Genomic DNA, 23,848 nt, shown 5'->3' with positions numbered 1-23,848 from the left:
GGCCGAATATATTCAGCCCATACGCCAGATATTACGAACCCGGGAACAGGAACGGGTTGATGCTGCTGCGGGCAAAGCCTTCATCTTCCATTTTGGCGTCGAGCACCAGCGTGGCCAGATCGTCGGCAACCGCTTCAACCTGCGGGTCTTTTTCCTGATACAAAATCTTCAGGTAAGTGCCGCAGTCACCGCAACTTTCCGCCTTTACCGCTGCCAGTTCGCTATCCAGCGACCAGTAGTTGAGGTCACGAGTCTGCTCGCAGTTGCTGCATTTGATTCGCACCACGTGCCATTCGCTTTCGCACAGGTTGCAGTGCAAATAACGCAGGCCGCTGACGGTGCCGATATGCACTACGCTGGAAACCGGAATACTGCCGCACACCGGGCAGAACTGGCGGTGTTCACCATATTCGGCGCGAGCCTTGCCGGGGATAAGACCGGCCATCTGCGCCCAGTAGAGCGACAGCGCGGCCCAGATAAACGGCGCTTTCTCGCTGCCAATCTTGCCGAAGTCCTGGTTAAGCAAGGCGTCGGCCAGCAATTCCAGTTCGTGCGACGAGGCCTTTTCCAGGTTATCCAGCACCGCCAGAATGTGCTCCGGCGCCTGCGGGCGCAACTCGGCAATCAGCGAAGCAAGCAGTTTGTGCCAGTGTTCACTGCGCGAAAAAACGCTCAGATCCAGCGGTGGTTTTCCGCTGGCTGCGCCCTGCTGCAACGCTTCGGTCAGATCCAACGTCAGCGGGTTGTCGTGCAGCGCGTGATGTTGCGCCTCGGCCAGTTGGGCGGCGAAGTTCAGGTAGTCGCCCAGCGGGTTGTCGGTCGCCAGCTTGCGCAGGCGCTCAGCACGGCGGCTGTAAAGGCTTTTCAGATTCGCGAAAAGTAACGGCGGGATGGTTTCCGCCGTTGTGGACTTCTCACGCTGTGCCCCTAACTGCTCTTTAGGAACAATGCGGATGCTCATCAGGGTTTGTCTTCCTGTTGTTTCTCGCGGACCTCTCGGTACCAACGCGGGTGATGTTTTTTAGCCCAGGCCGCCGGCACCCAGCCTTCCACCATCGCGGTAATGGTGCCTTTTACCCACAACGCGGCGTAAATATGCACCATAATCACAATGATAAGCCCCACCGCCGCCAGCGAATGCACCAGCAACGCGATACGGATCAGCGGTATTGGGAAGGACGGCGCAAAGTACGGCCGCCAGATCACCACACCGCTGGCCAGCAACAGCACCAGACTAATGATTGCCGCCCAGAATACGCACTTCTGACCGAAATTATAACGCCCGGTGTCACCCACTTCCTCGTTCATGACGATTTTTTGGATGTTTTTGGCCCAGACGATGTCTTCGCGGTTGATCAGGTTATGCTTCCAGTAGCGCAGGAACATCAGCAGGAAGGCCGCAAACATAATCACCCCAACGAAGGGGTGCAGAATACGCGCCAACTGCGGCGTGCCGAGAATGTTCATCAACCAGTTGAAGGAGGGGAAAAAGAACCCCAGCCCGCTGATGGCGGCGAATACAAAGCAGAACGCCACAATCCAGTGGTTAATCCGCTCCGGCGCGCTGTAGCGCTGAATACGCTTTTCCTTCTTCATTTGCGCGTCTCCTCATCGTGCAGCTCGTCGTGGTCTTCCTCTTCGACGCGGTTAGGACCGACGCCGACATAGTGGAACACGCTCGCTGCAAAGGTGGCGGCAAAGCCGATGGCCGCCAGGGGTTTCCACACGCCTTTCCAGAACGTGATTGCCGGGCTGATGGTCGGGTTATCCGGCAAACCGTGATACAGCTGCGGCTTGTCGGCATGGTGCAGCACATACATCACGTGGGTGCCGCCCACGCCCGCCGGATCGTACAGACCGGCGTTCTGATAACCACGGGTGTTCAGCTCGCTGACGCGCTCGGCGGCGATTTCCTTCATGGCGTCCTTGGTGCCGAAATGGATGGCCCCGGTCGGACAGGTCTTCACACAGGCCGGTTCCTGGCCGACATCAACCCGATCGACGCACAGGGTGCACTTGTACACCCGGTTGTCGTCCTTGTTCATGCGCGGCACATCGAACGGGCAACCGGCGATGCAGTAACCGCAGCCGATGCAGTGTTCGGACTGGAAATCGACGATGCCGTTGGCGTACTGGATGATGGCCCCTTCCGACGGGCAGGCCTTCAGACAGCCCGGATCGGCGCAGTGCATGCAGCCGTCCTTGCGGATCAGCCACTCCAGCTTGCCGTTTTCCTCCACCTCGGAAAAGCGCATCACCGTCCACGACTTGGCGGTCAGATCGGCGGGGTTATCGTACACCCCGACGTTGCTGCCGATTTCATCGCGGATGTCGTTCCATTCGGAACAGGCCACCTGACAGGCCTTGCAGCCGATACAGGTGGTGACATCGATCAGTTTGGCCACTTCCTCCTGGTGGTCACGGGCGCGCGGCGCCGGCGTGAAACCATTGGTGGCGGATTTACGAATGATGTCCTGAGATTGCATTGCCATAATTCGTCTCCGTTACACCTTTTCCACGTTGACCAGGAACGCCTTGAACTCTGGCGTTTGCGTATTGGCATCACCGACAAACGGCGTCAGCGTGTTGGCAATAAAGCCTTTCTTCGCCACCCCTTCGTAACCCCAGTGGATCGGGATACCTATTGTGTCGACGTCCTGGCCGTTCACCTGCAGGGTGCGGATACGTTTGGTCACCACCGCCTTGGCCTTGATAAAGCCGCGGTTGGAGCTGACCTTCACCGTATCACCGTGCTGAATGCCTTTTTTCGCCGCCAGTTTCTCGCCAATCTCCACAAACTGTTCCGGCTGCGCGATGGCGTTGAGTATCGCGTGCTTGGTCCAGTAGTGGAAATGCTCGGTCAACCGGTAAGTCGTCCCGACATACGGGAACTTGTCGGAAGTGCCCATCGCCGCCAGATCGTCCTTGAACACCCTTGCCGCCGGGTTGGAAACCACGTTCGGGTGCAGCGGGTTGGTACCGAGCGGCGTTTCAAACGGCTCGTAGTGTTCCGGGAACGGCCCTTCGGCCATTTTATCGGTGGCAAACAGACGGCCCATGCCTTCCGGCTGCATGATGAATGGCCCCACGTCACTGCCCGGTGCGGCGGCGCTGTAGTCCGGGATATCCACCCCGCCCCACTTGGTGCCGTCCCATTCCAGCAACTGACGTTTTGGATCCCAGGGCTTGCCCTGCGGGTCAGCGGAAGCACGGTTGTACAGAATGCGGCGGTTGAGCGGCCAGGCCCAGGCCCAACCCAGCGTATTGCCGAGGCCGGACGGATCGGCGTTATCGCGCCGCGCCATCTGGTTACCGGCCTGTGTCCAGCTACCGGCGAAGATCCAACAGCCGCTGGCCGTCGTGCCGTCGTCACGCAGGTGGGCAAAGGTGCTGAGCTGCTCACCTTTTTTCGCCAGCACTTTGCCGTCGGCGTCGAGAACGTCCGCCAGCGCCTTACCGTTGCTTTCCATCGCCACTTCTTCCGAAGCAGGATCTTCCGGTGTCAGGTAATCCCAGGTCATGTTCAGTACCTGCTCCGGTACTGCACCGCCGTCACGCGCATACATCTCACGCAGACGGATGAAGATGCCCGCCAGGATTTCCCCGTCGTGCTTAGCCTCGCCTGGGGCATCAGCCCCTTTCCAGTGCCATTGCAGCCAGCGCCCAGAGTTCACGATCGAACCGTTCTCTTCGGCGAAACAGCTAGACGGCAGCCGGAATACCTCGGTCTGAATCTTCGACGGATCGACGTCGTTGAACTCGCCGTGGTTCTGCCAGAAGTTGGAGGTTTCGGTATTGAGCGGATCAATGGTCACCAGGAACTTCAGTTTTGACAGCGAGGCCACCACCTTGTTCTTGTTCGGGAACGACGCCACCGGGTTGAAGCCCTGGCAGAAGTAACCGTTGACCTTGCCTTGCGACATCAGCTCGAAGTACTGCAGCACGTCGTAGCCTTTGTCCCACTTCGGCAACCAGTCAAAGCCCCAACCGTTTTCCTTCTGCGCCTTGTCGCCATAGAAGCTCTTCATCATGCTGACGAAGAATTTCGGGTAGTTGCTCCAGTAGTTCACCTGGCCCGGCAGCAACGCCTTCGGCGTATTGGCTTTCAGGTAGGTGTCGATATCGGTCTGTTTCTCCGACGGCAGCGTCATATAGCCCGGCAGGCTCTGCGACAGCAGGCCCAGGTCGGTCAGACCCTGAATGTTGGAGTGGCCACGCAGCGCGTTGACGCCGCCACCCGCCATGCCCATGTTTCCGAGCAACAGCTGGATCATCGCCATGGTGCGGATGTTCTGCGAGCCGACCGAGTGCTGAGTCCAGCCCAGGGCGTACAGGAACGACGCGGTTTTATCCGCCACGCAGGTTTCGGCGATGTATTCACAGACCTTGATGAAGTCTTCGGTCGGCGTACCGCAAATGTTGTTCACCACTTCCGGCGTATAACGGCTGACGTGCTGTTTCAGCAGGTTCCACACGCAACGCGGGTCCTGCAGCGTCAGATCGCGCTTGGCAAAGCCGTTTTCATCGAACTGGTAGTTCCAGGTGGTTTTATCGTACTTGCGGTTTTCCGCGTCATAACCGCTGAACAGGCCGTCTTCGAAGGTAAAGTCTTCCCGCACCAGCAGGCTGGCGTTGGTATAGGCGTGGACGTATTCGCGGTTAATCTTGTCGTTGGTCATCAGGTACAGCAACACGCCCGACAGGAAGGCAATGTCGGTCCCGGAACGGATCGGCGTGTAGAAATCCGCCACCGATGCGGTACGGGTAAAGCGCGGATCGATGACGATCAGCTTGGCTTTATTGTGTATTTTGGCTTCCATCGCCCAGCGGAACCCCACCGGATGCGCTTCCGCCGCATTACCGCCCATGACGATAATCAGATTCGCGTTCTTGATATCAACCCAGTGGTTGGTCATCGCACCGCGACCAAATGTTGGAGCAAGACTTGCTACCGTTGGTCCGTGTCAGACACGTGCTTGGTTGTCTACGGCAAGCATGCCGAGAGCGCGACTAAATTTTTGGGTTAAATAACCGGTTTCGTTACTGGAAGCGGAGGCACACAGCATGCCGGTGCTCAACCAGCGGTTGACGGTCACGCCCTGTTCGTTGGTTTTAACGAAGTTGGCGTCACGGTCTTCCTTCATCAGCTTGGCGATGCGGGTGAAGGCGTCGTCCCAGCTCAGGCGCTGCCACTTGTCGGAACCTGGCGCGCGGTACTCCGGATACTTAAGACGGCTGGCACTGTGGATGAAGTCGACCAAACCTGCGCCTTTCGGGCAAAGCGCGCCGCGGTTGACCGGGTGATCCGGGTCACCTTCAATGTGGAAAATGCTTTCTTTGGCGTTTTTGGCGCCATCACCAAGGCTGTACATCAACAGCCCACAGCCGACGGAACAATACGTACAGGTATTACGGGTTTCACGGGCGCGCAGCAGTTTGTACTGCCGGGTTTCCGCTAACGCCACTTCCGGGGCAAAGCCCAGAGCAGCCACCGTCGTCCCTGCCATACCGCCAGCGCAGATCTTAAAGAACTGCCTTCTGCTGACCTGCATGGGGGTCTCCTTTCACTTGCGATTGTCACATTGTTTCAAATGGCGCTTTCCCCCTGGAAGCGGGAAGCGCTAAAATTACTGTTGTTTTTACGCGGCAATATTACCACAGCGTATATGTGGTTGTTACAAACAGGTGCCACTTAAGTGAACAATATAAACCCAGACCAACATATCAATGATATCAATGAGACCTTGCTCACAGGGGTGACCCGGTCCCAGGTGTATCAACGCGGGCAACTCGCCACCGCACAGCAGGATTGGCTGGCGGAAGAAGTCCCGGTCGCACTGGTCTATAACGGCATTTCTCACGTGGTGATGATGTGCACTCCCAAAGATCTGGAGGCGTTCGCCCAGGGTTTTTCCCTGTCTGAAGGCATCATCGAGTCACCGCGCGATATTTACAGTATAGAGATTAACCAAACTTGTAACGGACTGGAGGTGCAAATTGAGCTGTCCAGCCGTCGCTTTGCCGGTTTGAAAGAGCGCCGCCGTGCCATGGCGGGCCGTACCGGCTGCGGCGTGTGCGGCATTGAACAGTTGGCAGATATTTTTCGCCCGCTGCCTGCACTGCCGTTTACCCAGACCTTTTCCCTCACCAATCTTGACTCTGCATTGAAACAACTGCGAGAAGTGCAGGAAGTTGGGCAACTGACCGGTTGCACCCATGCCGCCGCCTGGTTGTCGCCACAAGGGGAATTACTCGGCGGGTGTGAAGATGTGGGCCGTCATGTCGCCCTGGATAAGCTGCTCGGCGTACGCGCCAAACAGGGCTGGCAGCAGGGTGCGGTATTAACTTCCAGCCGTGCCAGCTATGAAATGGTGCAAAAATCCGCCATGTGCGGCGTCGAGATCCTGTTTGTGGTATCTGCCGCCACCTCACTGGCAGTGGAAATCGCCGAGCGCAGCAACCTGACGCTGGTCGGCTTCAGCAAACCCGGCCGTGCCACGGTGTTTACCCATCCGCAGCGCATTGTGGATTAACCAAAGACCACATAATAAGTAGGGCATTGATAATCATTTTCAATATCATTTAAATAACTATAATGATCCGACTGCTTACGCGGTGCTCACATAATGCGCCGCCCCTATACCATTGGAGATGATGATCATGAGTTACTCACTGCCATCCCTGCCGTACGCCTACGACGCACTGGAACCGCATTTCGACAAGCAGACGATGGAAATCCATCACACCAAACATCACCAGACTTACGTTAACAACGCCAACACCGTGCTGGAAGCTTACCCAGAACTGGCTCAATACAGCGTTGAAGACCTGATCCAGGATCTGGATAAAGTGCCTGCTGACAAGCGCACCTTCATGCGTAACAACGCCGGCGGCCACGCCAACCACAGCCTGTTCTGGAAAGGCCTGAAAATCGGCACCACTCTGGGTGGCGATCTGAAAGCGGCTATCGAACGTGATTTCGGCAGCGTTGAGAAATTCCAGGAAGAGTTCGAGAAAGCCGCAGCGACCCGCTTCGGTTCAGGTTGGGCCTGGCTGGTACTGAAAGGCGACAAACTGGCTGTAGTGTCTACTGCTAACCAGGACAGCCCGCTGATGGGCGAAGCCGTTGCTGGCGCTTCAGGTTTCCCAATCGTGGGCCTGGACGTGTGGGAACACGCTTACTACCTGAAATATCAAAACAAACGTCCAGACTACATCAAGGCATTCTGGAACGTGGTTAACTGGGATGAAGCGGCAGCACGCTTCGCTGCGAAGAAGTAATTCGCCCCCAGAAATGAAGATACCCGCTTGATGCGGGTATTTTTTTGACCAAAATTCGCTAAAGTTTGACCGTTCTTTGCCGATGGTTTGTTCAATTGACGTTCGCCCGAAGGAAAGGAAAATCATTATGGCGGCATTGAAAACCTTGGCAGGAAAGTTCGTTCATCTCACCGTGGGTAAAAAGCTCGGCCTCGGATTTGGCCTGATGCTGTTGCTGACGGCGATCATCGCCGGTACCGGCGCCCAGTATCTGAATATCATCGAATCCCGCGCCAACCGCATCGATTTCAGCAACCGGCTGAACGACGAGATCAATCAGGCCAAATACAACCGTGCGCTATTCGGCCAAACCTACAAACCGGAATACCTGAAAAATAACCGCACCAATATCGAAAACGCGGTCAAGCTGATCAACCAGGGCCAGGAACTGAACTGGGATGCGCAGAGCCGGAAAGACCTGCAGCGTTTGGTCGGGCTGATTGGCCAATACCAGCAACAGCAAAACGCCTTCGAAAAGGCAGTGGCGGCAAAAGATGCCGTACGCCAAAGCTGGAACATGTCGGAAGTGCAGGACAGCCTGAACCAGGTGGAGCGGCAAATCACCAATGCTGACCTGCAACTGGCCTTTATCCAGTTGAACCAAAAGCTGACCCTGGTGCGCTACGGTGCTCGCGGCCTGTTGCTGAGCCTGAGCGCGGAATCCGAAGCCCCGCTGGTGGCGGCCATTGACGATGCCCGCAGCGCGGCCAATGCGCTCAGTCGGCGACTCAGCGATGCTCAACGCCCCCTGCTGCAACCCCTGCTGAGCGCGCTCGACGACTACAAAAACCGTATCGAAGCCTACCTGCCGGCTTATCAGCAGGAACAAGCGGTCAGTCAGTTGCTGGGCAACAGCGCGCAAGAAGTCGGCACGCTGGTTAATGCCTTTATGCAGGACGAACTGACGCAAACCCATAACGACATCAATTCGGCGCAGTTGCAGATGGGTATCACCACGCTGATCGCCATTATCGCCGGATTACTGGTTGCCTGGCGCATCACGCTGCAAATAACCCGACCGCTGCAAAGCACGCTGGCGCTGGCGGAACGCATCGCCAGTGGCGATCTGCGTCAGGCGCAGACCAGTACCCGCCGCGACGAACTGGGCCAGTTATTGAACGCCGTGGCGGCCATGAGCCAGAACCTGCGCGATATGATTGAAAAAATCCAGATGGGCGTCAGCCAGGTGTCCACCGCCGCCGCCGAGATTGCCGCCGGTAACACCGATTTGTCCTCACGCACCGAACAGCAGGCGGCCGCAGTGGAAGAAACCGCCGCCAGCATGGAACAACTGACCGCCACGGTGAAGCAAAACGCCGAAAACGCCCATCATGCCAATCAGTTGGCTACCGATGCCTCGCAGACGGCCCAGCAGGGCGGCAAACTGGTGGAAAGCGTGGTCAGCACCATGCGCGATATTTCCAGCAGTTCGCAGCGGATCGCCGAAATTACCACCCTGATCAACGGCATTGCCTTCCAGACCAACATTCTGGCGCTGAATGCGGCAGTGGAAGCTGCGCGTGCCGGCGAACAGGGCCGTGGCTTCTCGGTGGTCGCCAGCGAGGTACGCAATCTGGCACAGCGCAGTGCCCAGGCAGCAAAAGAGATCGAAGGACTGATTGCCGAGTCGGTCAACCGGGTACAAACCGGCACCACGCTGGTGGAAAACACCGGCAATACCATGGAGCAGATCGTCCTGTCGGTCACCCACGTGCGTGACATCATGGCGGAAATCGCCGCGGCCTCCGACGAACAGACTCGGGGTATCGCCCAGATCGGCCAGGCGATTGTCGAAATGGACCACACCACCCAGCAGAACGCCGCACTGGTGGAAGAATCCGCCGCCGCCGCCGACTCGCTGGAAGAACAGGCAGAAATGCTGCTGCAGAGCGTTTCGGTATTCCGCCTGGCGGAGCATTCTGTGCCTGCCGCCGCGAAAACCGTCGCGGCCAAAGCCCCGATCGGCAAACAACCGGCCACCCAAACCGCCGGGCAAGACAACTGGACCACCTTCTGACCCTCTCCCGCCCGAAACCTCTCGGGCGGGTTATTGTTCCCCGCTGCCAACTCGGGCTATGCTGGGCCTTCGGCGCGAGACAAGGAGGCGCATATGCATCACCCAGAGGTTTACATCGGCACTATCCAACCCTACGAAGGCGGACGGCCCAGCGGCATCGCCAAGCGCCTGGTGGATGGGATCGTCAAACTGACCCCGCTCGGCCTGGAAGGCGACGAACAAGCGGAGAAAAGTTATCACGGTGGGCCGGATCGCGCGCTGTGTCACTACCCCCGTGAACATTACGAGCACTGGCGCGAACAGTTCCCGGCGCAGGCGGAACAGTTCTGCGCACCGGCCTTCGGTGAAAATATTTCTACCCTCGGGCTGACCGAACATAACGTGTTTATGGGCGATATCTTCCGCTGGGGCGAAGCGCTGATCCAGGTCACCCAGCCGCGCTCTCCCTGCTTCAAGCTCAATTACCATTTCGATATCGACGACATTTCGGTGCTGATGCAGCAAAGCGGCCGCTGCGGTTGGCTGTACCGCGTGGTATCCGCCGGTAAGGTCAGCGGCGATCGTCCGCTGGAGCTGGCAACGCGCAACAGCGACGTCTCGGTCGCCGAAGCCATCGGCATCGCCTGGCATATGCCGTTTGATGAAGAGCAGTATCGCCGCCTGTTGGCGGTGGCCGGGCTGTCCGCCAGCTGGAGTAAAACCATGCTGACGCGGATCAGCGAAGGCCGCCTCGAAGACTTTAATCGCCGCCTGCTGGGACGCTAAAATAGACCGGTTGAAAATAAAACCTGGCGCTGCCTACAGCGCTAAACATTTTCACCGGCCTATACTGTTCAGCGTCGGTCGTTCCGGCAACCTCATTCAGGCAGGAGCAAAGTTATGAACACCCCGTCTCATTCGATTCACCATGCCGCAGCCGAAGGCTACCAGGCCAACGCCGATCGTTACGTTAAAGGACGTCCGGACTATCCGCCGGAGATAACTACCTGGCTACGCGACACCATCGGCCTGCACGCCGGTATGACGGTGATCGATCTCGGTGCCGGAACCGGCAAGTTCACTCCGCGCCTGCTGGAAACCGGTGCGCAGGTGATCGCCGTCGAACCCGTGGCCCAAATGCTGGAAAAGCTCTCGGCGGCGCTGCCGCAGGTGAAAACATTGGCGGGCACCGCGGAGTCAATCCCATTGCCGGATGAGTCGGTCGACGCCGTGGTTTGCGCGCAGTCCTTCCACTGGTTTGCCACGCCGCGTGCTTTGGCCGAAATCCAACGTATCCTCAAGCCCGGCGGCAAGCTTGGCCTGGTGTGGAACATGCGCGATGCGCGCGTGAGCTGGGTGCGTAAGCTCAATCAGATTGTCGACCGTCACGAAGGCGACGCGCCGCGTTTCTACACCGGTGAATGGCGTAAACTTTTCCCGTCCAAAGGATTAGAACCGCTGCAGGAACAGGTGTTTATGCTCGGCCACCAGGGCGCAGTAGAAGATGTGATTTATAACCGGATGCGCTCCACCAGTTTTATCGCCGCCTTGCCGCTCGAGCAGCAGGAACAGGTGATCGAACAGATTCGGCAGTTGGTGGCAGAGGAAGGGGAATTGCAGGGCAAAGACACTGTGACCGTGCCCTATCAGACCAAGGCGTATTTCACCACCAAGCTTTGAAAACCGGGCGCCACAATCAACGGCGCCCCGGCAATCAGAATGCTTTTCTGGCGTAGCCGGTGACCACTTTCAGGCCCATTTCACGGCCCAGTGCGGTCATCGGATGCACTACGATCAGGCCGCGCACGTTTTTCTTCAACGTGCCCATATCCGCCTGCTCTTTCTTGGTGATTTCACGATTGAACGGCAGTTGGCTCAGCTTTTGCGCTTCAGCGCTCAGCTTCTCAACGCGCACGCCTTTCAGGCGCTCGATCTCCGCAGCCATCTTCTCTTTTTCTTTGGTGTGCTGAGCAATCAGGTCAAGATTCCCCTGTTGGATAATCAGGGTGTCTTTGTGCTTGAGTGCGTCCAGCAGGTCGCTAAGGCGCTTAATCTCTGCCTTTTCTATTTCTTTCATGGTTTCTGGCCTGTTGTGCCGATACGGCACGCTAATCAATGATGTCCACATTGTAGCAAAATGCGCGCGTGGTTACTCGTCTTGCGCAATGCCCGGCGGCAAGCCGCTCATCTCGCAGGCTTTGGCACCGACACGCGCCAGTGCCTGGCTGTAACGGGCATTAAACGGGTAGCAGCAGGAAAGCCGCAACGCGTTACGATAGCGGCCACTGGGGGAATACAGCGTGCCGGGCGTCAGGCAAATCTGTTCCTCCAGCATCTGATGGAATAGCGCTACGCTGTCGACCCCGACCGGGAACTCCACCCAGAATACAAAACCGCCCGCGGGTTGTGTCGCCCGGGTACCACGTGGGAAGTGACGCGCAATCAGCGCCCGCGCCTCATCCACCTGAGCGGCGTAGCGTTTTCGCAGGTTGCGCAGATGGTGATCGTAGCCGCCGGTTTCCAGAAACATCGCCAGGGTTTCCGACAGCAGCTGCGACTCGGACATCGACGACACCGCCTTCAGCTTGCGCAATGCCTCGTTAAAGCGGCCACCACTGATCCAACCGATGCGGAAATCCGGTGCCAAGGTCTTGGTAAAGCTGGAGCAGAACAGCACCCAACCGTCGCGATCGAAAGATTTTACCGCCGGGGACAGCGCATTGCCGAATTGCAGCTCGGCGTACAACCCATCTTCAATCAAGGGCACCTGGTGATCGTTCATCAGCCGCGCCAACCGTTTTTTCGCCGCCAGCGGCATGGTGCAGCCCAGCGGGTTTTGCACCGTCGGCATGGCAATCACCGCATTCAGCCGCTTCTCATTGAGCAACAGTTCCAGCGCATCCAGCGACAGCCCGTGCTGCGGATCGGTAGGAATTTCCAGCGCTTTCAACCCCAGGCTGGCCAGCAGCGGCAGCAGATAAAAATAGGTCGGTGATTCCAGGCCGATACAATCACCCGGTTTGGTGGTCACCCGCAGCGCCAGTTGCAGCGCCTCCATGCAGCCATGAGTCAGCGTGATATCGCCGGGCTCCAGCAGCATGCCCAGCGCCATCGAACGACGAGTGATTTGCTGTCGTAGCCTCAGGCTACCCGGCGGTAGTGCATATTGGCCGATCAAATTCGGCTGACGGCGTAACTGCGACGACAGCATCCGCCCCAACTTGCCGCCGGGATAAAAATCAGAAGTCTGCGGGCAGGCCAGCGAAAGATTGGTGAACGCCGAGTTTTGCTGGGCGGCAAACACCGTGTCGATCAACGCCAGTACGTCATCCGCCGGTGGCTCTATCCGGCTGCTGGTCGGTGAAGCGGCCTTCAACGCTGGTAAGGTGTTACACACATAAAAACCGGACTGTGGCCGTGCCTCTATCAGCCCGCGATCTTCCAGCGTGCGGTAAGCCGCCACCACGGTATTGATACTGACGCTGTGGCTCTGCGCACAGCGGCGCACCGAAGGTAAACGGCTGCCGGGTAGCAGCGTGCCGCGGCGTATGGCTTCTGCCAGCGTATCCGCCAGCTGCTGGTAGCGCGTTTCCGGCATTTCATCGAGCAAGGTCACAGTTTGTCTCCAGGTAATGGGTACAGTTTGAATTTGCTACAACTGTATCCATGACAATAGCGGGTTTTTGGTTCTGTCACCATCTGCCCGTAGGTTTTATGCTGGTTCCCTTGCTTCTTAGCCTTAAAAGGAACCCGTTATGCTGGACTCCGCCTTTATCAGTTATGTCACAGTCATGTCGATCACCCCTGGCCCCAACAATCTGCTGCTGGCCTCGTCCGGGGTCAATTTTGGGCTGCGTCGCACCCTGCCGATGGTGTTTGGCATTAGCGTCGGCTGTGCGGTGCAACTGGCCCTGACCACCACCCTGCTGGCGCTGATCCTGAGTTCGGCCGCCATGATCCGCTTTCCGTTAGCGGTGATCGGTTGCACCTACCTGCTGTGGCTATCATGGAAATTATTCAGGGCAGCCTCGCCCGACGGCAAGCAGCAGGCACAGCCGATGCGCTTAATCAGCGGCGCGCTGTTTCAGGCGGTGAATCCCAAAGCCTGGCTGATGGCGATTAACGTCGCCATTCTGTTCACCCCGCGAGAAGGTGCCAGCCTTGGCCATACGCTGATGATCATTGCCGGTTTCACCGCCCTGAACATTCCTTGCGTCCTGGTGTGGGCGATATTGGGCGATCGGCTGCGTGATGCGCTGCGCGTGACCTGGAAACTGCGGTTGTTTAACGGCGTCATGGCGGGCTTGATGGCAGCCACGGCACTGTGGCTGTTATTTGACGAGTGGCGCGCGGCCTTTGCTTAATTGCGGCCGAGCGGGGAAAGCCGGGACGGTTGTTTGGCACCGATACCGGCGATCAGATCGGTGACCGACAGTACCATTGTGGAACGTAACACCTGCTGGTATCGCTGACGCTGCATGGCGATCAGCGATTCTTCCGCTTCGCCGGGCTGCAGGAAGGTCGGTACCGGCGGCAGCGCAGCCACGCAATGCAGTTCGCCGAACGGCCCGAGGATTTCATCATCGACAAAACGGTATTCCGCCCCGTCGTGGTTCAGTTCTTCGCGCATCGCCATCAGCAGTTCGGCGTCTTCATATTCGTGACGTGAAATCACCCCCAGCCCATACATCAGCTTCAGGCGTACCGACAGCTCACCCAATGGACCGGCGCCGGACAATAGCGGTTCGACGGCATACTTCACCGCATAGTCATCTTTGCGGAACACCTGCACCACTAACACGTTCAGCGCCTCCGCCAGCAGCTCTACCGCCGCGATCAGGAAACTGCGCACCGTCTTGCCTGCGTTCAGCCGTTCCAGAACCTTATTTTCAAATGCCTGTGCTTCTTCCATCGTCGCTTTTCGAATGGCCTGGGTGGCGCCGTCAATGCCGAAGTCGGGGTGTAGGGGCGCAACTTGCTGCGCCCGAAGATTCATCATATTGAATCTACTTTTGCATGGCGTTATACACAGCAACCGCCTGTTCTACAACCTCACTTTCCGCCGGCAGGCCGGAAATTTGCGCCAGCGCCGCTTTTGGCCCCAGTTTGGCCAGCAGTTCCACCAGCTCTTTGGCCTGCGGATCCTGCTCGCTGCGGTAGCTCATGGCGGCGGCAATACCCTGGATCAGGTTGGCGTGCGGCAGACCGTACTCCAGCGTGCCGAGCAGCGGCTTGATCAGGCGATCGCCGGCGCTCAGCTTGCGCAGCGGCTGACGGCCCACGCGCTCCACGTCGTCTTGCAGATAGGGGTTTTCAAAGCGGCTGAGGATTTTGTCGATGTAAGCGGCGTGCTTGGCGGCGTCAAAACCGTAGCGTTTGATCAGCACCGCTCCGCTCTCTTCCATCGCGCCTTTCACCACCTGGCGGATTTTCGGGTCAAGAATGGCATCGCGAATGGTCTGCAGGCCGGCCTGTTGCCCAAGATAGGCGGTAATCGCATGGCCGGTATTGAGCGTGAACAACTTGCGCTCAACAAACGCCATCAGGTTATCGGTCAGTTCCATACCGGCAATCGCCGGTGGCTGGCCCTTGAACTGGGTTTGATCGACAATCCACTCGCTGAAGGTTTCTACCGTCACTTCCAGCGGATCGCTGCTGCCCGCTTCCGCTGGCGGTACAATGCGGTCAACCGCCGAATCAACGAAACCCACATGCTGTAGGGCCCATGCCTGATCTTCCTGCGGCAGGACATCAAATACGTGCTGTTTTAACTGGCTGGTGCCCCGCACCATGTTCTCACAGGCGATGATGTTCAGCGGTTGGCTGTTGCCCTGCTGGTGACGCTTGCTCAGCCCTTTGGCGATAGTCCCGGCAATTTTAGCCAGGATCTGCGGACCCACGGCGGTGGTCACGATATCCGCTTCGGCGATCAGCGCAACCGCCTCTTCACTGCCGCTGTTCACTGCGCTGACGTTGTTGACCTGTTCGACCCTGGCCTGTTCGCCGACCACGTGCACCTGATAACTTTTGCGGCTGTTCAGCAGGTCCAGCACCGTCTGGTTGACGTCGGCAAAGGTCAGTTCGGCCTGCGCGTCCGCCAGCAGTTTGCCGATAAAACCACGTCCAATATTTCCCGCACCGAAATGTAATGCTTTCATATTCCTACCTTTCTAATGTCGAAGGGTGCAGCAAGCTGCACCCCTTAAAATGATTCTGTTATCCGCGTTTTTTGCCGCCCAGCAGATCCAGCACTTCCTGCACGCTGCTGGTATTCGCCAGCCGCTCGATGACGCCGTCGTCATCCAACGCATTGGTCAGGCTGGTGATCACCTGGATATGTTCGTTATTGCGGGCGGCAATACCGATGACCAGCCGCGCCACCTCGTCCTCTTCATCACCGAAACGCACGCCCTGCGGGTATTGGCAGAACACCACGCCGGTGCGCAGTACCCGGTCTTTCGCTTCGATGGTGCCGTGCGGCACGGCGATCGACTCGCCCAGATAGGTGGAAGTCAGTTTTTCGCGCTCCAGCATCGCAGGAACGTATTCCGGCTCGACGTAGCCGCCCTTGACCAGTTGCTCACCGGCAAAGCGGATCGCCTGTTCCTTGTCGCTGGCCTGCAGGTTAAGGAACACGTTGCTTTCGCTGAGGCGGAACAGATTTTGCTCGCTCGCTTCAAAGCTGTCGTCCAGCGTGCTGATGACTTTCTGTTGGTTATCTGTGGTTTTGTTGGCCGCCACCAGACGCTCGGTCAGATCGCTGTACAGCTTGCTGTCGAGGAAGTTGGTCAGCGAGATATGCTGGGCCTGAGGCGCATGCCGCATCGCTCGCTCGGTCAGGTCGCGGTGAGTGATCACCAGATCCACATCGTCCGGCAGGCTATTGATGGCGCTGTTGGTCACCGAGATATTTTTCAGCCCGGCATCCGCCACTTTTTTGCGCAGCACCCCGGCCCCCATCGCGCTGGAGCCCATACCGGCATCGCAGGCAACGATGATTTTACGTACCGTGGTCAGATCGCCATCGACCGCTGCATGAGCCGCCGCGCCGCCTTTAGACTGCGACTTCATTTCTTGCATACGGCGAGTCGCCTCTTCCAGATCGTCCTCTTCTTTCACTTTTGAGGTTTTCAGCAGGAAGCCCGCGACCACAAACGACACCACAAAGGCCGCACCGATAGCCGCCAGGTTAGCGAAATAAGCGCCCTTCGGCGTCATCGCCAGCACCGCCAGAATCGAACCCGGTGAAGCCGGAGAAACCAGACCGCCGTGCAACATGGTCAGGGTGAATACGCCGGTCATGCCACCCAGGATCACCGCCAACAGCAGACGCGGGTTCATCAGCACGTACGGGAAGTAGATTTCGTGGATACCACCGAAGAAGTGAATGATCGCAGCACCACCGGCAGACTGCTTGGCACTGCCGCGGCCAAAGAACATGTAGGCCATCAGCACGCCCAAACCCGGGCCTGGGTTGGCTTCGATCAGGAAGAAGATGGATTTGCCGGTTTCGGTCGCCTGCTGGATACCCAGCGGTGAGAAGATACCGTGGTTAATCGCGTTGTTGAGGAACAGGATTTTCGCCGGTTCCACGAAGATTGACGCCAGCGGCAACAGGTTGTTGGTCACCATGATGTTCACGCCGGTAGCCAGGATATGCGACAAGCCTTCGACCAGCGGACCAATCGCCATAAACGACAGGATAGCCAGCAGCATACCGATAATGCCGGCGGAGAAGTTGTTCACCAACATCTCAAAACCGCTTTTGATTTTGCCGTCTACCCAGCGGTCAAAATGCTTGATCGCCCAGCCGCCCAGCGGGCCGGCAATCATCGCACCGAGGAACATCGGCATGTCTGCACCGACAATCACGCCCATGGTAGTGATGGCACCGACCACGCCGCCGCGATCGCCCCCCACCAGGCGGCCACCGGTGAAACCGATCAGCAGCGGCAGCAGGTAAGTGATCATCGGGCCAACCAACTTGGCTAAGGTTTCGTTCGGCAGCCAACCGGTAGGAATGAATAACGCGGTGATGATACCCCAGGCGATAAATGCGCCAATGTTGGGCATCACCATGTTGCTTAAGAAGCGGCCAAAGTTCTGAACTTTGACTTTGATGTCTGGTGAAAACATAAAACACACCCCTATTGTTACGCGCTGACAATAGAGCGCGTGATTATTGTTGTTACGATCCAGCTGTGTTGTGGCTGTATGCGAAATGGACTCTATCACGCTGTTTTTACCGTGCGAACTTCACTGATTTTTTGTGATGCAGATCACCAACAACACCCCATCCAATAGGCATTTATAGTGATATACATCACATTTAATCGGTGTAGAAAAAATACAACGCGCCAAATTCGCCCTAAAATCCCGACATAATGCGACGTTGATCACATTTTCATATTGCGTGTTTGTTTTTAAATTGTGACATCAATCACAATTTATTTGCTGATGGCTACCGGATCCTGGCCTGGGGGTGTTCTTCCCTGTGAGCATTCATCCCGTCGGGAAATAACAGTGCGATGAATGAAAGAAAACTACATGTCTGAAAAAGGTGATTAATTGAAGTGTAGTACAGAAGCGACGCGCAAGAAGTGAGCAAGTGATTGGAAAGACAGGGAGGGAACAGCGAAAGGGAAATGGCAGAAGCCGGGTATGCCGGCTTCTGCTTTTACACTATTACTGAGTGACGCTTGAGACGGTTTTCTGTGCGTTCAGTAAATCCTGCTGCTTGGCGACCAGATTCGACATCATGGTGTTGTACTGCGTTGCCTGCTGGGAAGTACGGAATTGCACGCCGTTATTGTTAAAGCTCACCTGATTACCCTGTGTACGCAGGAAATCCCCAACCTGCACCAGATCCTGAACGAAACTGGCGGTAGCAGGAATAACCGGCATCAGCGCATTGGCCGGCCCGGTGACAATCTTGTCGTAGGCCTGGTTATACACGGCTTTCAGATCGTCAGGTTGCTTCAACGTTGCCCGGGCGGTATCCGCCTGTGACTTGGCTGACTGGATCTGCTGCCCCAGCAGGTTCAGCGCCCCAACGGACTGTTGCAACGAATCGCGCTTGCTCATGTAGTCCTGTGCGGTGCGGATCTGGTTGATTTGATCCAACGCCGGCGTCAGGCTGGCGTCCAGTGACTTGGACAACTGCTGTGAAAAGCCGACCAAAATAGCGTAATCACCGGCATAGTTGCCGAACTTCTGTTTCTGATCTTCGCTCAGCGTCGGGATTTTCGCGCCGCTGCGCATCACCGTATTCTGTATGTAATCAATAAACGCCTTGCGTTGTTCCGGCTCTTTATCGCCGCAAGCAGTCAGTTGCATGACCACCAACAATGCCAATACCGGGGCCAACCAACGCGCGAAATTCCTGCTCTGGATCCCTACCGCCATGTGACATAACTCCTGTTATAAACCTGCTTTTTCATCGGACTCCGTCCCTTTTGCTGCACTCCCTGCGCCTATAAGAATAGATCAACTGAGTGCGATCCGATACGCGATTCACCTTTCGGGGCTTATTCTTCGGTGAAAGGGAAGTAATAGCGATACCTGAAACCAGGTCGAACATGATTTGAGAGCGCTGAAATCAAGCCCTACCCCCCAAGTCACCCCCCAAGTCGGTGAGCTATTGGCAGCGTTAAAAGAAACAGGTTTGACACAAAACCGCCCACTGCGCCGTCAGCAATAAAAAAGGCGCCCTGAGGCGCCTTTTCACAGCAGAACCGCTTATTGCAGCACGGAGATATCCGCGACCTGCAGGAACAGCTCACGCAGCTTGCTCAGCAGCGTCAGACGGTTCACACGTACCGCTTCGTCTTCTGCCATCACCATCACGTTGTCGAAGAACGCATCGACCGGCTCACGCAGGTCTGCCAGCTCCACCAGCGCATCCTGATAGTTGCCTGCCGCAAAATACGGCTCCAGCTTATCGCGAAGTACCACCAGATGGGTCGCCAGTTGGATCTCAGCCGCTTCTTTCAATACCGAGGCATGAACGCGGTCATTGAGCGTATCGGTAGATTTGGCCAGGATATTGGAAACGCGTTTGTTGGCCGCAGCCAGCGCAGCTGCCGCTTCCAGGGTACGGAAGTGGGTCACCGCTTTGACGCGCGCATCGAAGTCCGCCGGTTTGGTCGGACGACGTGCCAACACCGCCTGAATGGTGTCGACCGCGTGGCCTTCTTCCTGATACCAGGCACGGAAACGGCCCAGCATAAACTCGACGACCTCATCGACCACCTTGGCATTGGTCAGCTTGCTGCCGTACAGGCGCACGGCCTCTTCGGTCAGGGTCTGCAGATCCAGCGTCAGGTTTTTCTCAACGATAATACGCAGCACGCCCAGCGCAGCACGGCGTAGTGCAAACGGGTCTTTATCGCCTTTCGGATGTTGCCCGATGCCGAAAATACCGGCCAGGGTGTCCATCTTGTCGGCGATCGCCAGCGAACAGGCCACCAGCGACTCCGGCAGTGCATCACCGGCAAAGCGCGGCTGGTACTGTTCGTTCAGCGCAACCGCCACGTCTTCAGCTTCGCCGTCATGACGCGCGTAGTGCATGCCCATCACGCCCTGGGTGTCGGTGAATTCGAAGACCATGTTGGTCATCAGATCGCACTTCGACAGCAGGCCCGCACGGGTAGCGTGGTTAACGTCAGCACCAATCTGACCGGCAACCCAGCCCGCCAGCGCCTGAATACGGTCGGTCTTGTCGCGCAGGGTGCCCAGTTGCTGTTGGAACAGCACGGTTTCCAGACGCGGCAGGTTGTCTTCCAGACGTTTTTTGCGGTCGGTGTTGAAGAAGAACTCGGCATCGGCCAGACGCGGACGCACTACCTTCTCGTTACCGGAAATAATTTGCTGCGGATCTTTGGATTCGATATTGGCCACGAAGATAAAGTTCGGCAACAGTTTGCCCGCGGCGTCATACACCGGGAAATACTTCTGGTCGCCTTTCATGGTGTACACCAGCGCTTCCGCCGGCACCGCCAGGAATTTCTCTTCGAATTTGGCGGTCAACACCACCGGCCATTCCACCAGCGAGGCCACTTCTTCCAGCAGGCTTTCGCTCAGATCGGCCTTGCCGCCAATGGTCGAAGCAGCCAGCTCGGCGTCACGCTTGATCATTGCCTTACGGGTTTCGTAATCGGCGATCACCTTACCGCGCTCCAGCAGGATCTGCGGATATTGGTCGGCATTGTCGATAGTGAATTCCGCTTCACCCATGAAACGGTGGCCGCGAACCGTACGGGCAGAATCGATGCCCAGCACGGTGCCCGGGATCAGTTCCGCACCCAACAGCATCGTCACGGTGTGCACCGGACGCACAAACTGCACGTCGGAATCGCCCCAGCGCATCAGTTTCGGGATCGGCAGCTTGGCCAGAGAATTGCTGACCATGCCCGCCAGCAGCGCTTGCGCGGATTGGCCTTTAACATGGGCGCGATACAGCAGCCATTCACCTTTGTCGGTCGCCAGGCGTTCGGCCTGATCGACGGTAATACCGCAACCGCGTGCCCAACCTTCGGCCGCCTTGCTTGGCTTGCCTTCGGCGTCAAACGCCTGGGCAATGGCCGGACCGCGTTTTTCGACTTCGCGATCGGCCTGTGCAGCGCTCAAATTGGCCACTTTCAGCGCCAGGCGGCGCGGAGCGGCAAACCAGCTCACTTCGCCGTGTTCGAGGTTGGCGCTATCGAGCTCGGCGGTAAAATTCGCGGCAAAAGCTTCTGCCAGTGAACGAAGAGCCTTCGGCGGCAGCTCTTCCGTGCCGATTTCCACCAGGAAAGTCTGTTGAGTCATGGCTGCCTCTTAGCTCTTGTTCTTTTTGCACATTGGGAAGCCCAGCGCTTCGCGAGAAGCGTAGTAGGCCTCGGCAACGGCTTTGGTCAGCGTGCGGATACGCAGAATATAACGCTGACGCTCGGTCACCGAGATCGCCTTGCGCGCATCCAACAGGTTGAAGGTGTGGCCGGCCTTCAGAATACGTTCGTAAGCCGGCAGCGGCAGTGGTTTCTCCAGCGCCAGCAGCGACTGGGCTTCTTTCTCGTACTGCTCAAAGCAGGAGAACAGGAAGTCCACGTCGGCGTATTCGAAGTTGTAAGTGGACTGCTCCACTTCGTTCTGATGGAACACGTCGCCATAGGTGGTCACACCCAGCGGGCCGTCGCTCCACACCAGATCGTAGACGCTGTCCACGCCCTGGATATACATCGCCAGACGTTCCAGACCGTAGGTGATCTCGCCGGTTACCGGTTTGCACTCCATGCCGCCGACCTGCTGGAAGTAAGTGAACTGCGTCACTTCCATGCCGTTCAGCCACACTTCCCAGCCCAGGCCCCAGGCGCCAAGCGTCGGGTTTTCCCAGTTATCTTCTACGAAGCGGATATCGTGAATGGTCGGATCCAGACCCAGCTCTTTCAACGAGCCCAGGTACAGTTCCTGAATGTTGTCCGGCGATGGCTTAATCACCACCTGGAACTGGTAATAGTGTTGCAGACGGTTTGGGTTTTCACCGTAGCGGCCGTCGGTCGGGCGGCGGGACGGCTGCACGTAGGCGGTGGCCATTGGCTCCGGCCCCAGTGCGCGCAGGCACGTCATCGGGTGTGAGGTTCCCGCGCCGACTTCCATGTCCAATGGTTGAACGATGGTGCAGCCCTGGCGCGCCCAATAGTCCTGCAGTGTCAGGATCAGGCCCTGAAAGGTCTTGGTATCAAACTTTTGCATGTTGAATTCGCACGCGATACAAGTGGATTTAAATGGGATGCGCCAGTATACCCGTTGACCGTAAGATATACAGCCCGAATCCGGTAACAAGTGCGAATCATCAAAGAAGCGCGGTGTTTTTACGCACTGAAATGGGGCAAATGCGCCTGCATGGCACGGTTTCCCCCTGCGAATACACCACGGCCCCCCGCCCTCCATGATCTCCGAGACTGGCACCAACCTTGCTAGCGTCCTGATAACCAACATTTCAGGAGGTTCGCTGATGACTACCGCCTTAACCGACAGCCGCTATCGCTACCGTATTTTCGCCATGGTGTTCTTTATTGCGCTGATCAACTACGTCGATCGCGGTGCGCTATCCTTCGCCGCCAACGATATCTCCCGAGAATTCAACTTCAACAAGGCACAACTGGGCGCCGTGCTGGGCTACTTCGGCTTTGGCTATTTGTTCGGTTCGCTGTGCGGCGGTTTTCTGGCCGACCGCGTCGGCACCAAAAAGGTCTGGCTGATCGCCGGAGCGCTGTGGTCGCTGCTGGAGATCGCCACCGCCTGGGCGGGCGAACTGGGGGTAGCACTGTTTGGAGGGTCGGCGATCATGGGTTTCGCCGCGCTGCGTATCATGTTCGGTTTTGCCGAAGGTCCGGCCTATGCGCTGATGAACAAAACCATCGCCAACTGGGCACCGCGCAAGGAGCGTGGGTTTTCGCTGGGCATCGGCCTGCTGAGCACTCAGGTGGGGTCACTGCTGACCGCACCGCTGGCCGTGGGGCTGCTGCTGCTGACCGATGACTGGCGCAGCATGTTTATGCTGCTGGGTCTGTTCTCGCTGATCGCCATTCTGCTGTTTGCCCGTTTCTTCACTGACACGCCGGAGGAGCACCCTGAAGTCAACGCCGTCGAACTGGCGGCCATTAGTGCCGATCAGGACGCAGACAGCCAGCAACCACGCCTGCCGTGGTGGGCATTCTTTACCAACCGCACGCTGGTGTTTAACGCCCTGGGTTACTTCTCTTTCCTCTATGTCACCTTTGTGCTGGTGACCTGGGGCCCCAAATACCTGCAAGACACCTTTAATTACGATCTGCACTCGCTGTGGTATGTGGCGATGATCCCGTGGAGCGGAGCCTGTTTCACCGTTCTGCTCGGCGGCCGCATCGCCGACGCGCTGCTACGACGCTTTGGCAACCTGCGGCTGGCGCGCAACCTGTTCGCGGCAGTCACCTTGCTGCTGACCGCCACCTGTTTCCTGCTGATCCCCTTTATGAGCACGCCGACCGAAATCATTCTGCTGATGACGCTGGGTAACGCGCTGAATGCGCTGGTGAATAATGTGTATTGGTCGGTGGTGATCGACGTCACGCCCAAGGCTTCGGTGGGTGCCTACAGCGGCATGACGCTGGCGATCGCCAATATTGCCTCGATCACCGCACCGATGCTGAGCGGCTGGCTGGCACAACACCACGGTTATGGCGCGATGTTCTTCGCCACCGCCGTGGTGTCCTTCTGCAGCATGCTGTGCATGACCCTGCTGCAGCCTGAAAGAAAGATGGGAGCCGACAGCTCGCCGCACCACCGAGGTATTCAGCACGCAGCGCAGCGATAACAACAAAACCATGAGGCAAGGATGCCGTCAGGTTAGCGTCTTTCGAATTAAGTTAACTTCTGTACCTGCAGACAATAACATTTCTATTATTCACAGAATTGATAACATACCGACAATAATCGTGCTTAAAAAGACATCCTCATGTGAAACATTCCAAGAGATAATTCGCAAACAAAAATGTGATTGTTAAAATAACA

At 57.3% G+C, this 23,848-nt stretch carries 19 protein-coding genes; 7 read left to right on the top strand and 12 right to left on the bottom strand.

The window, feature by feature from the left end:
- Positions 1 to 31 precede the first annotated feature (31 nt).
- Genes fdhE through fdnG form a run of 4 tightly spaced genes read right to left on the bottom strand, consistent with a single transcriptional unit; the run spans position 32 to position 5,552 of the window.
- Positions 32 to 961: a formate dehydrogenase accessory protein FdhE gene (gene fdhE / locus ACNT1W_RS02445; protein ID WP_261132770.1), complete on the bottom strand. Its 930-nt coding sequence runs from the start codon at positions 959 to 961 to the stop codon at positions 32 to 34.
- On the bottom strand, positions 961 to 1,596 hold the full coding sequence (gene fdoI, locus ACNT1W_RS02440) for a formate dehydrogenase cytochrome b556 subunit (RefSeq protein WP_012004559.1): 636 nt from the start codon (positions 1,594 to 1,596) through the stop codon (positions 961 to 963). Before fdoI ends, fdhE begins: the two co-directional genes overlap by 1 nt.
- Entirely contained in the window at positions 1,593 to 2,492 is a 900-nt protein-coding gene (gene fdxH, locus ACNT1W_RS02435) for a formate dehydrogenase subunit beta (protein WP_012004558.1), read from the bottom strand. Before fdxH ends, fdoI begins: the two co-directional genes overlap by 4 nt.
- Positions 2,493 to 2,504: 12 nt before the next feature.
- Entirely contained in the window at positions 2,505 to 5,552 is a 3,048-nt protein-coding gene (fdnG, locus tag ACNT1W_RS02430; RefSeq protein ID WP_419246360.1) for a formate dehydrogenase-N subunit alpha, read from the bottom strand.
- A 171-nt stretch (positions 5,553 to 5,723) separates the two neighbouring features.
- Here fdnG and fdhD point away from each other — a divergent pair, with 171 nt between their 5' ends.
- The 5 genes from fdhD to ACNT1W_RS02405 all read left to right on the top strand — a co-directional run bounded on the left by fdhD (position 5,724) and on the right by ACNT1W_RS02405 (position 10,996).
- Positions 5,724 to 6,533: a formate dehydrogenase accessory sulfurtransferase FdhD gene (gene fdhD, locus ACNT1W_RS02425; RefSeq protein ID WP_419246850.1), complete on the top strand. Its 810-nt coding sequence runs from the start codon at positions 5,724 to 5,726 to the stop codon at positions 6,531 to 6,533.
- Positions 6,534 to 6,660: 127 nt separating this feature from the next.
- On the top strand, positions 6,661 to 7,281 hold the full coding sequence (gene sodA, locus ACNT1W_RS02420; protein ID WP_012004554.1) for a superoxide dismutase [Mn]: 621 nt from the start codon (positions 6,661 to 6,663) through the stop codon (positions 7,279 to 7,281).
- A gap of 127 nt (positions 7,282 to 7,408) precedes the next feature.
- Positions 7,409 to 9,337: a methyl-accepting chemotaxis protein gene (locus ACNT1W_RS02415; protein WP_419246359.1), complete on the top strand. Its 1,929-nt coding sequence runs from the start codon at positions 7,409 to 7,411 to the stop codon at positions 9,335 to 9,337.
- 93 nt (positions 9,338 to 9,430) lie between these two features.
- A complete protein-coding gene (yiiM, locus tag ACNT1W_RS02410; protein WP_419246358.1) occupies positions 9,431 to 10,102 on the top strand; it encodes a 6-hydroxyaminopurine reductase in 672 nt (223 codons plus the stop codon).
- Between the two features lie 114 nt (positions 10,103 to 10,216).
- Positions 10,217 to 10,996 carry a class I SAM-dependent methyltransferase gene (locus ACNT1W_RS02405; protein ID WP_419246357.1) on the top strand — a complete coding sequence of 260 codons (780 nt, stop codon included), beginning with the start codon at positions 10,217 to 10,219 and terminating at the stop codon, positions 10,994 to 10,996.
- 34 nt (positions 10,997 to 11,030) lie between these two features.
- Here ACNT1W_RS02405 and ACNT1W_RS02400 read toward each other — a convergent pair whose 3' ends face one another.
- Complete coding sequence (locus tag ACNT1W_RS02400; protein ID WP_017891171.1) at positions 11,031 to 11,393, bottom strand: YibL family ribosome-associated protein; 363 nt, start codon at positions 11,391 to 11,393, stop codon at positions 11,031 to 11,033.
- Between the two features lie 72 nt (positions 11,394 to 11,465).
- A complete protein-coding gene (locus ACNT1W_RS02395; RefSeq protein WP_218217377.1) occupies positions 11,466 to 12,932 on the bottom strand; it encodes a PLP-dependent aminotransferase family protein in 1,467 nt (488 codons plus the stop codon).
- Between the two features lie 139 nt (positions 12,933 to 13,071).
- Between ACNT1W_RS02395 and ACNT1W_RS02390 the strand changes: the two genes are divergently transcribed.
- Positions 13,072 to 13,680, top strand: a complete 609-nt coding sequence (locus ACNT1W_RS02390) for a LysE family translocator (RefSeq protein WP_012004548.1) — start codon at positions 13,072 to 13,074, stop codon at positions 13,678 to 13,680.
- Here ACNT1W_RS02390 and ACNT1W_RS02385 read toward each other — a convergent pair.
- The 6 genes from ACNT1W_RS02385 to glyQ form a co-directional block, all read right to left on the bottom strand.
- A complete protein-coding gene (locus ACNT1W_RS02385) occupies positions 13,677 to 14,228 on the bottom strand; it encodes an MltR family transcriptional regulator (protein WP_012004547.1) in 552 nt (183 codons plus the stop codon). The two genes, ACNT1W_RS02390 and ACNT1W_RS02385, sit on opposite strands and share 4 nt — an antisense overlap.
- A 94-nt stretch (positions 14,229 to 14,322) precedes the next feature.
- Entirely contained in the window at positions 14,323 to 15,474 is a 1,152-nt protein-coding gene (locus ACNT1W_RS02380) for a mannitol-1-phosphate 5-dehydrogenase (RefSeq protein WP_112363455.1), read from the bottom strand.
- A 58-nt stretch (positions 15,475 to 15,532) separates the two neighbouring features.
- Positions 15,533 to 17,452, bottom strand: a complete 1,920-nt coding sequence (locus tag ACNT1W_RS02375) for a PTS mannitol transporter subunit IICBA (protein WP_135344773.1) — start codon at positions 17,450 to 17,452, stop codon at positions 15,533 to 15,535.
- 549 nt (positions 17,453 to 18,001) lie between these two features.
- Entirely contained in the window at positions 18,002 to 18,721 is a 720-nt protein-coding gene (locus tag ACNT1W_RS02370) for a DUF3053 domain-containing protein (protein ID WP_012004544.1), read from the bottom strand.
- Between the two features lie 333 nt (positions 18,722 to 19,054).
- Positions 19,055 to 21,124, bottom strand: coding sequence for a glycine--tRNA ligase subunit beta (gene glyS / locus ACNT1W_RS02365; RefSeq protein WP_112363456.1), 2,070 nt, complete (start codon positions 21,122 to 21,124; stop codon positions 19,055 to 19,057).
- Between the two features lie 9 nt (positions 21,125 to 21,133).
- Positions 21,134 to 22,048 (bottom strand): glycine--tRNA ligase subunit alpha, encoded by a 915-nt coding sequence (gene glyQ, locus ACNT1W_RS02360; RefSeq protein ID WP_012004542.1) that lies wholly within the window; start codon positions 22,046 to 22,048, stop codon positions 21,134 to 21,136.
- A gap of 262 nt (positions 22,049 to 22,310) precedes the next feature.
- On the opposite strand from glyQ, the gene ACNT1W_RS02355 reads away from it, so the two are divergent.
- The gene (locus ACNT1W_RS02355; RefSeq protein ID WP_261277898.1) at positions 22,311 to 23,651 is read left to right on the top strand and encodes an MFS transporter; all 1,341 of its coding nucleotides are present in this window, start codon (positions 22,311 to 22,313) and stop codon (positions 23,649 to 23,651) included.
- The last annotated feature ends 197 nt before the right edge of the window (positions 23,652 to 23,848 follow it).

The organism is Serratia sp. NFX21, from assembly GCF_048517035.1.
GTDB lineage: Bacteria > Pseudomonadota > Gammaproteobacteria > Enterobacterales > Enterobacteriaceae > Serratia > Serratia quinivorans.
This window is presented reverse-complemented; position numbering and strand designations above follow the sequence as displayed.

What these genes read in the sequence shown, in the direction of transcription:
- fdhE (WP_261132770.1), bottom strand. Translation starts at nt 961, where the DNA reads ATGAGCATCCGCATTGTTCCTAAAGAGCAGTTAGGGGCACAGCGTGAG.
- fdoI (WP_012004559.1), bottom strand. Translation starts at nt 1,596, where the DNA reads ATGAAGAAGGAAAAGCGTATTCAGCGCTACAGCGCGCCGGAGCGGATT.
- fdxH (WP_012004558.1), bottom strand. Translation starts at nt 2,492, where the DNA reads ATGGCAATGCAATCTCAGGACATCATTCGTAAATCCGCCACCAATGGT.
- sodA (WP_012004554.1), top strand. Translation starts at nt 6,661, where the DNA reads ATGAGTTACTCACTGCCATCCCTGCCGTACGCCTACGACGCACTGGAA.
- ACNT1W_RS02415 (WP_419246359.1), top strand. Translation starts at nt 7,409, where the DNA reads ATGGCGGCATTGAAAACCTTGGCAGGAAAGTTCGTTCATCTCACCGTG.
- yiiM (WP_419246358.1), top strand. Translation starts at nt 9,431, where the DNA reads ATGCATCACCCAGAGGTTTACATCGGCACTATCCAACCCTACGAAGGC.
- ACNT1W_RS02405 (WP_419246357.1), top strand. Translation starts at nt 10,217, where the DNA reads ATGAACACCCCGTCTCATTCGATTCACCATGCCGCAGCCGAAGGCTAC.
- ACNT1W_RS02400 (WP_017891171.1), bottom strand. Translation starts at nt 11,393, where the DNA reads ATGAAAGAAATAGAAAAGGCAGAGATTAAGCGCCTTAGCGACCTGCTG.
- ACNT1W_RS02390 (WP_012004548.1), top strand. Translation starts at nt 13,072, where the DNA reads ATGCTGGACTCCGCCTTTATCAGTTATGTCACAGTCATGTCGATCACC.
- ACNT1W_RS02385 (WP_012004547.1), bottom strand. Translation starts at nt 14,228, where the DNA reads ATGGAAGAAGCACAGGCATTTGAAAATAAGGTTCTGGAACGGCTGAAC.
- ACNT1W_RS02380 (WP_112363455.1), bottom strand. Translation starts at nt 15,474, where the DNA reads ATGAAAGCATTACATTTCGGTGCGGGAAATATTGGACGTGGTTTTATC.
- ACNT1W_RS02375 (WP_135344773.1), bottom strand. Translation starts at nt 17,452, where the DNA reads ATGTTTTCACCAGACATCAAAGTCAAAGTTCAGAACTTTGGCCGCTTC.
- ACNT1W_RS02370 (WP_012004544.1), bottom strand. Translation starts at nt 18,721, where the DNA reads ATGGCGGTAGGGATCCAGAGCAGGAATTTCGCGCGTTGGTTGGCCCCG.
- glyS (WP_112363456.1), bottom strand. Translation starts at nt 21,124, where the DNA reads ATGACTCAACAGACTTTCCTGGTGGAAATCGGCACGGAAGAGCTGCCG.
- glyQ (WP_012004542.1), bottom strand. Translation starts at nt 22,048, where the DNA reads ATGCAAAAGTTTGATACCAAGACCTTTCAGGGCCTGATCCTGACACTG.
- ACNT1W_RS02355 (WP_261277898.1), top strand. Translation starts at nt 22,311, where the DNA reads ATGACTACCGCCTTAACCGACAGCCGCTATCGCTACCGTATTTTCGCC.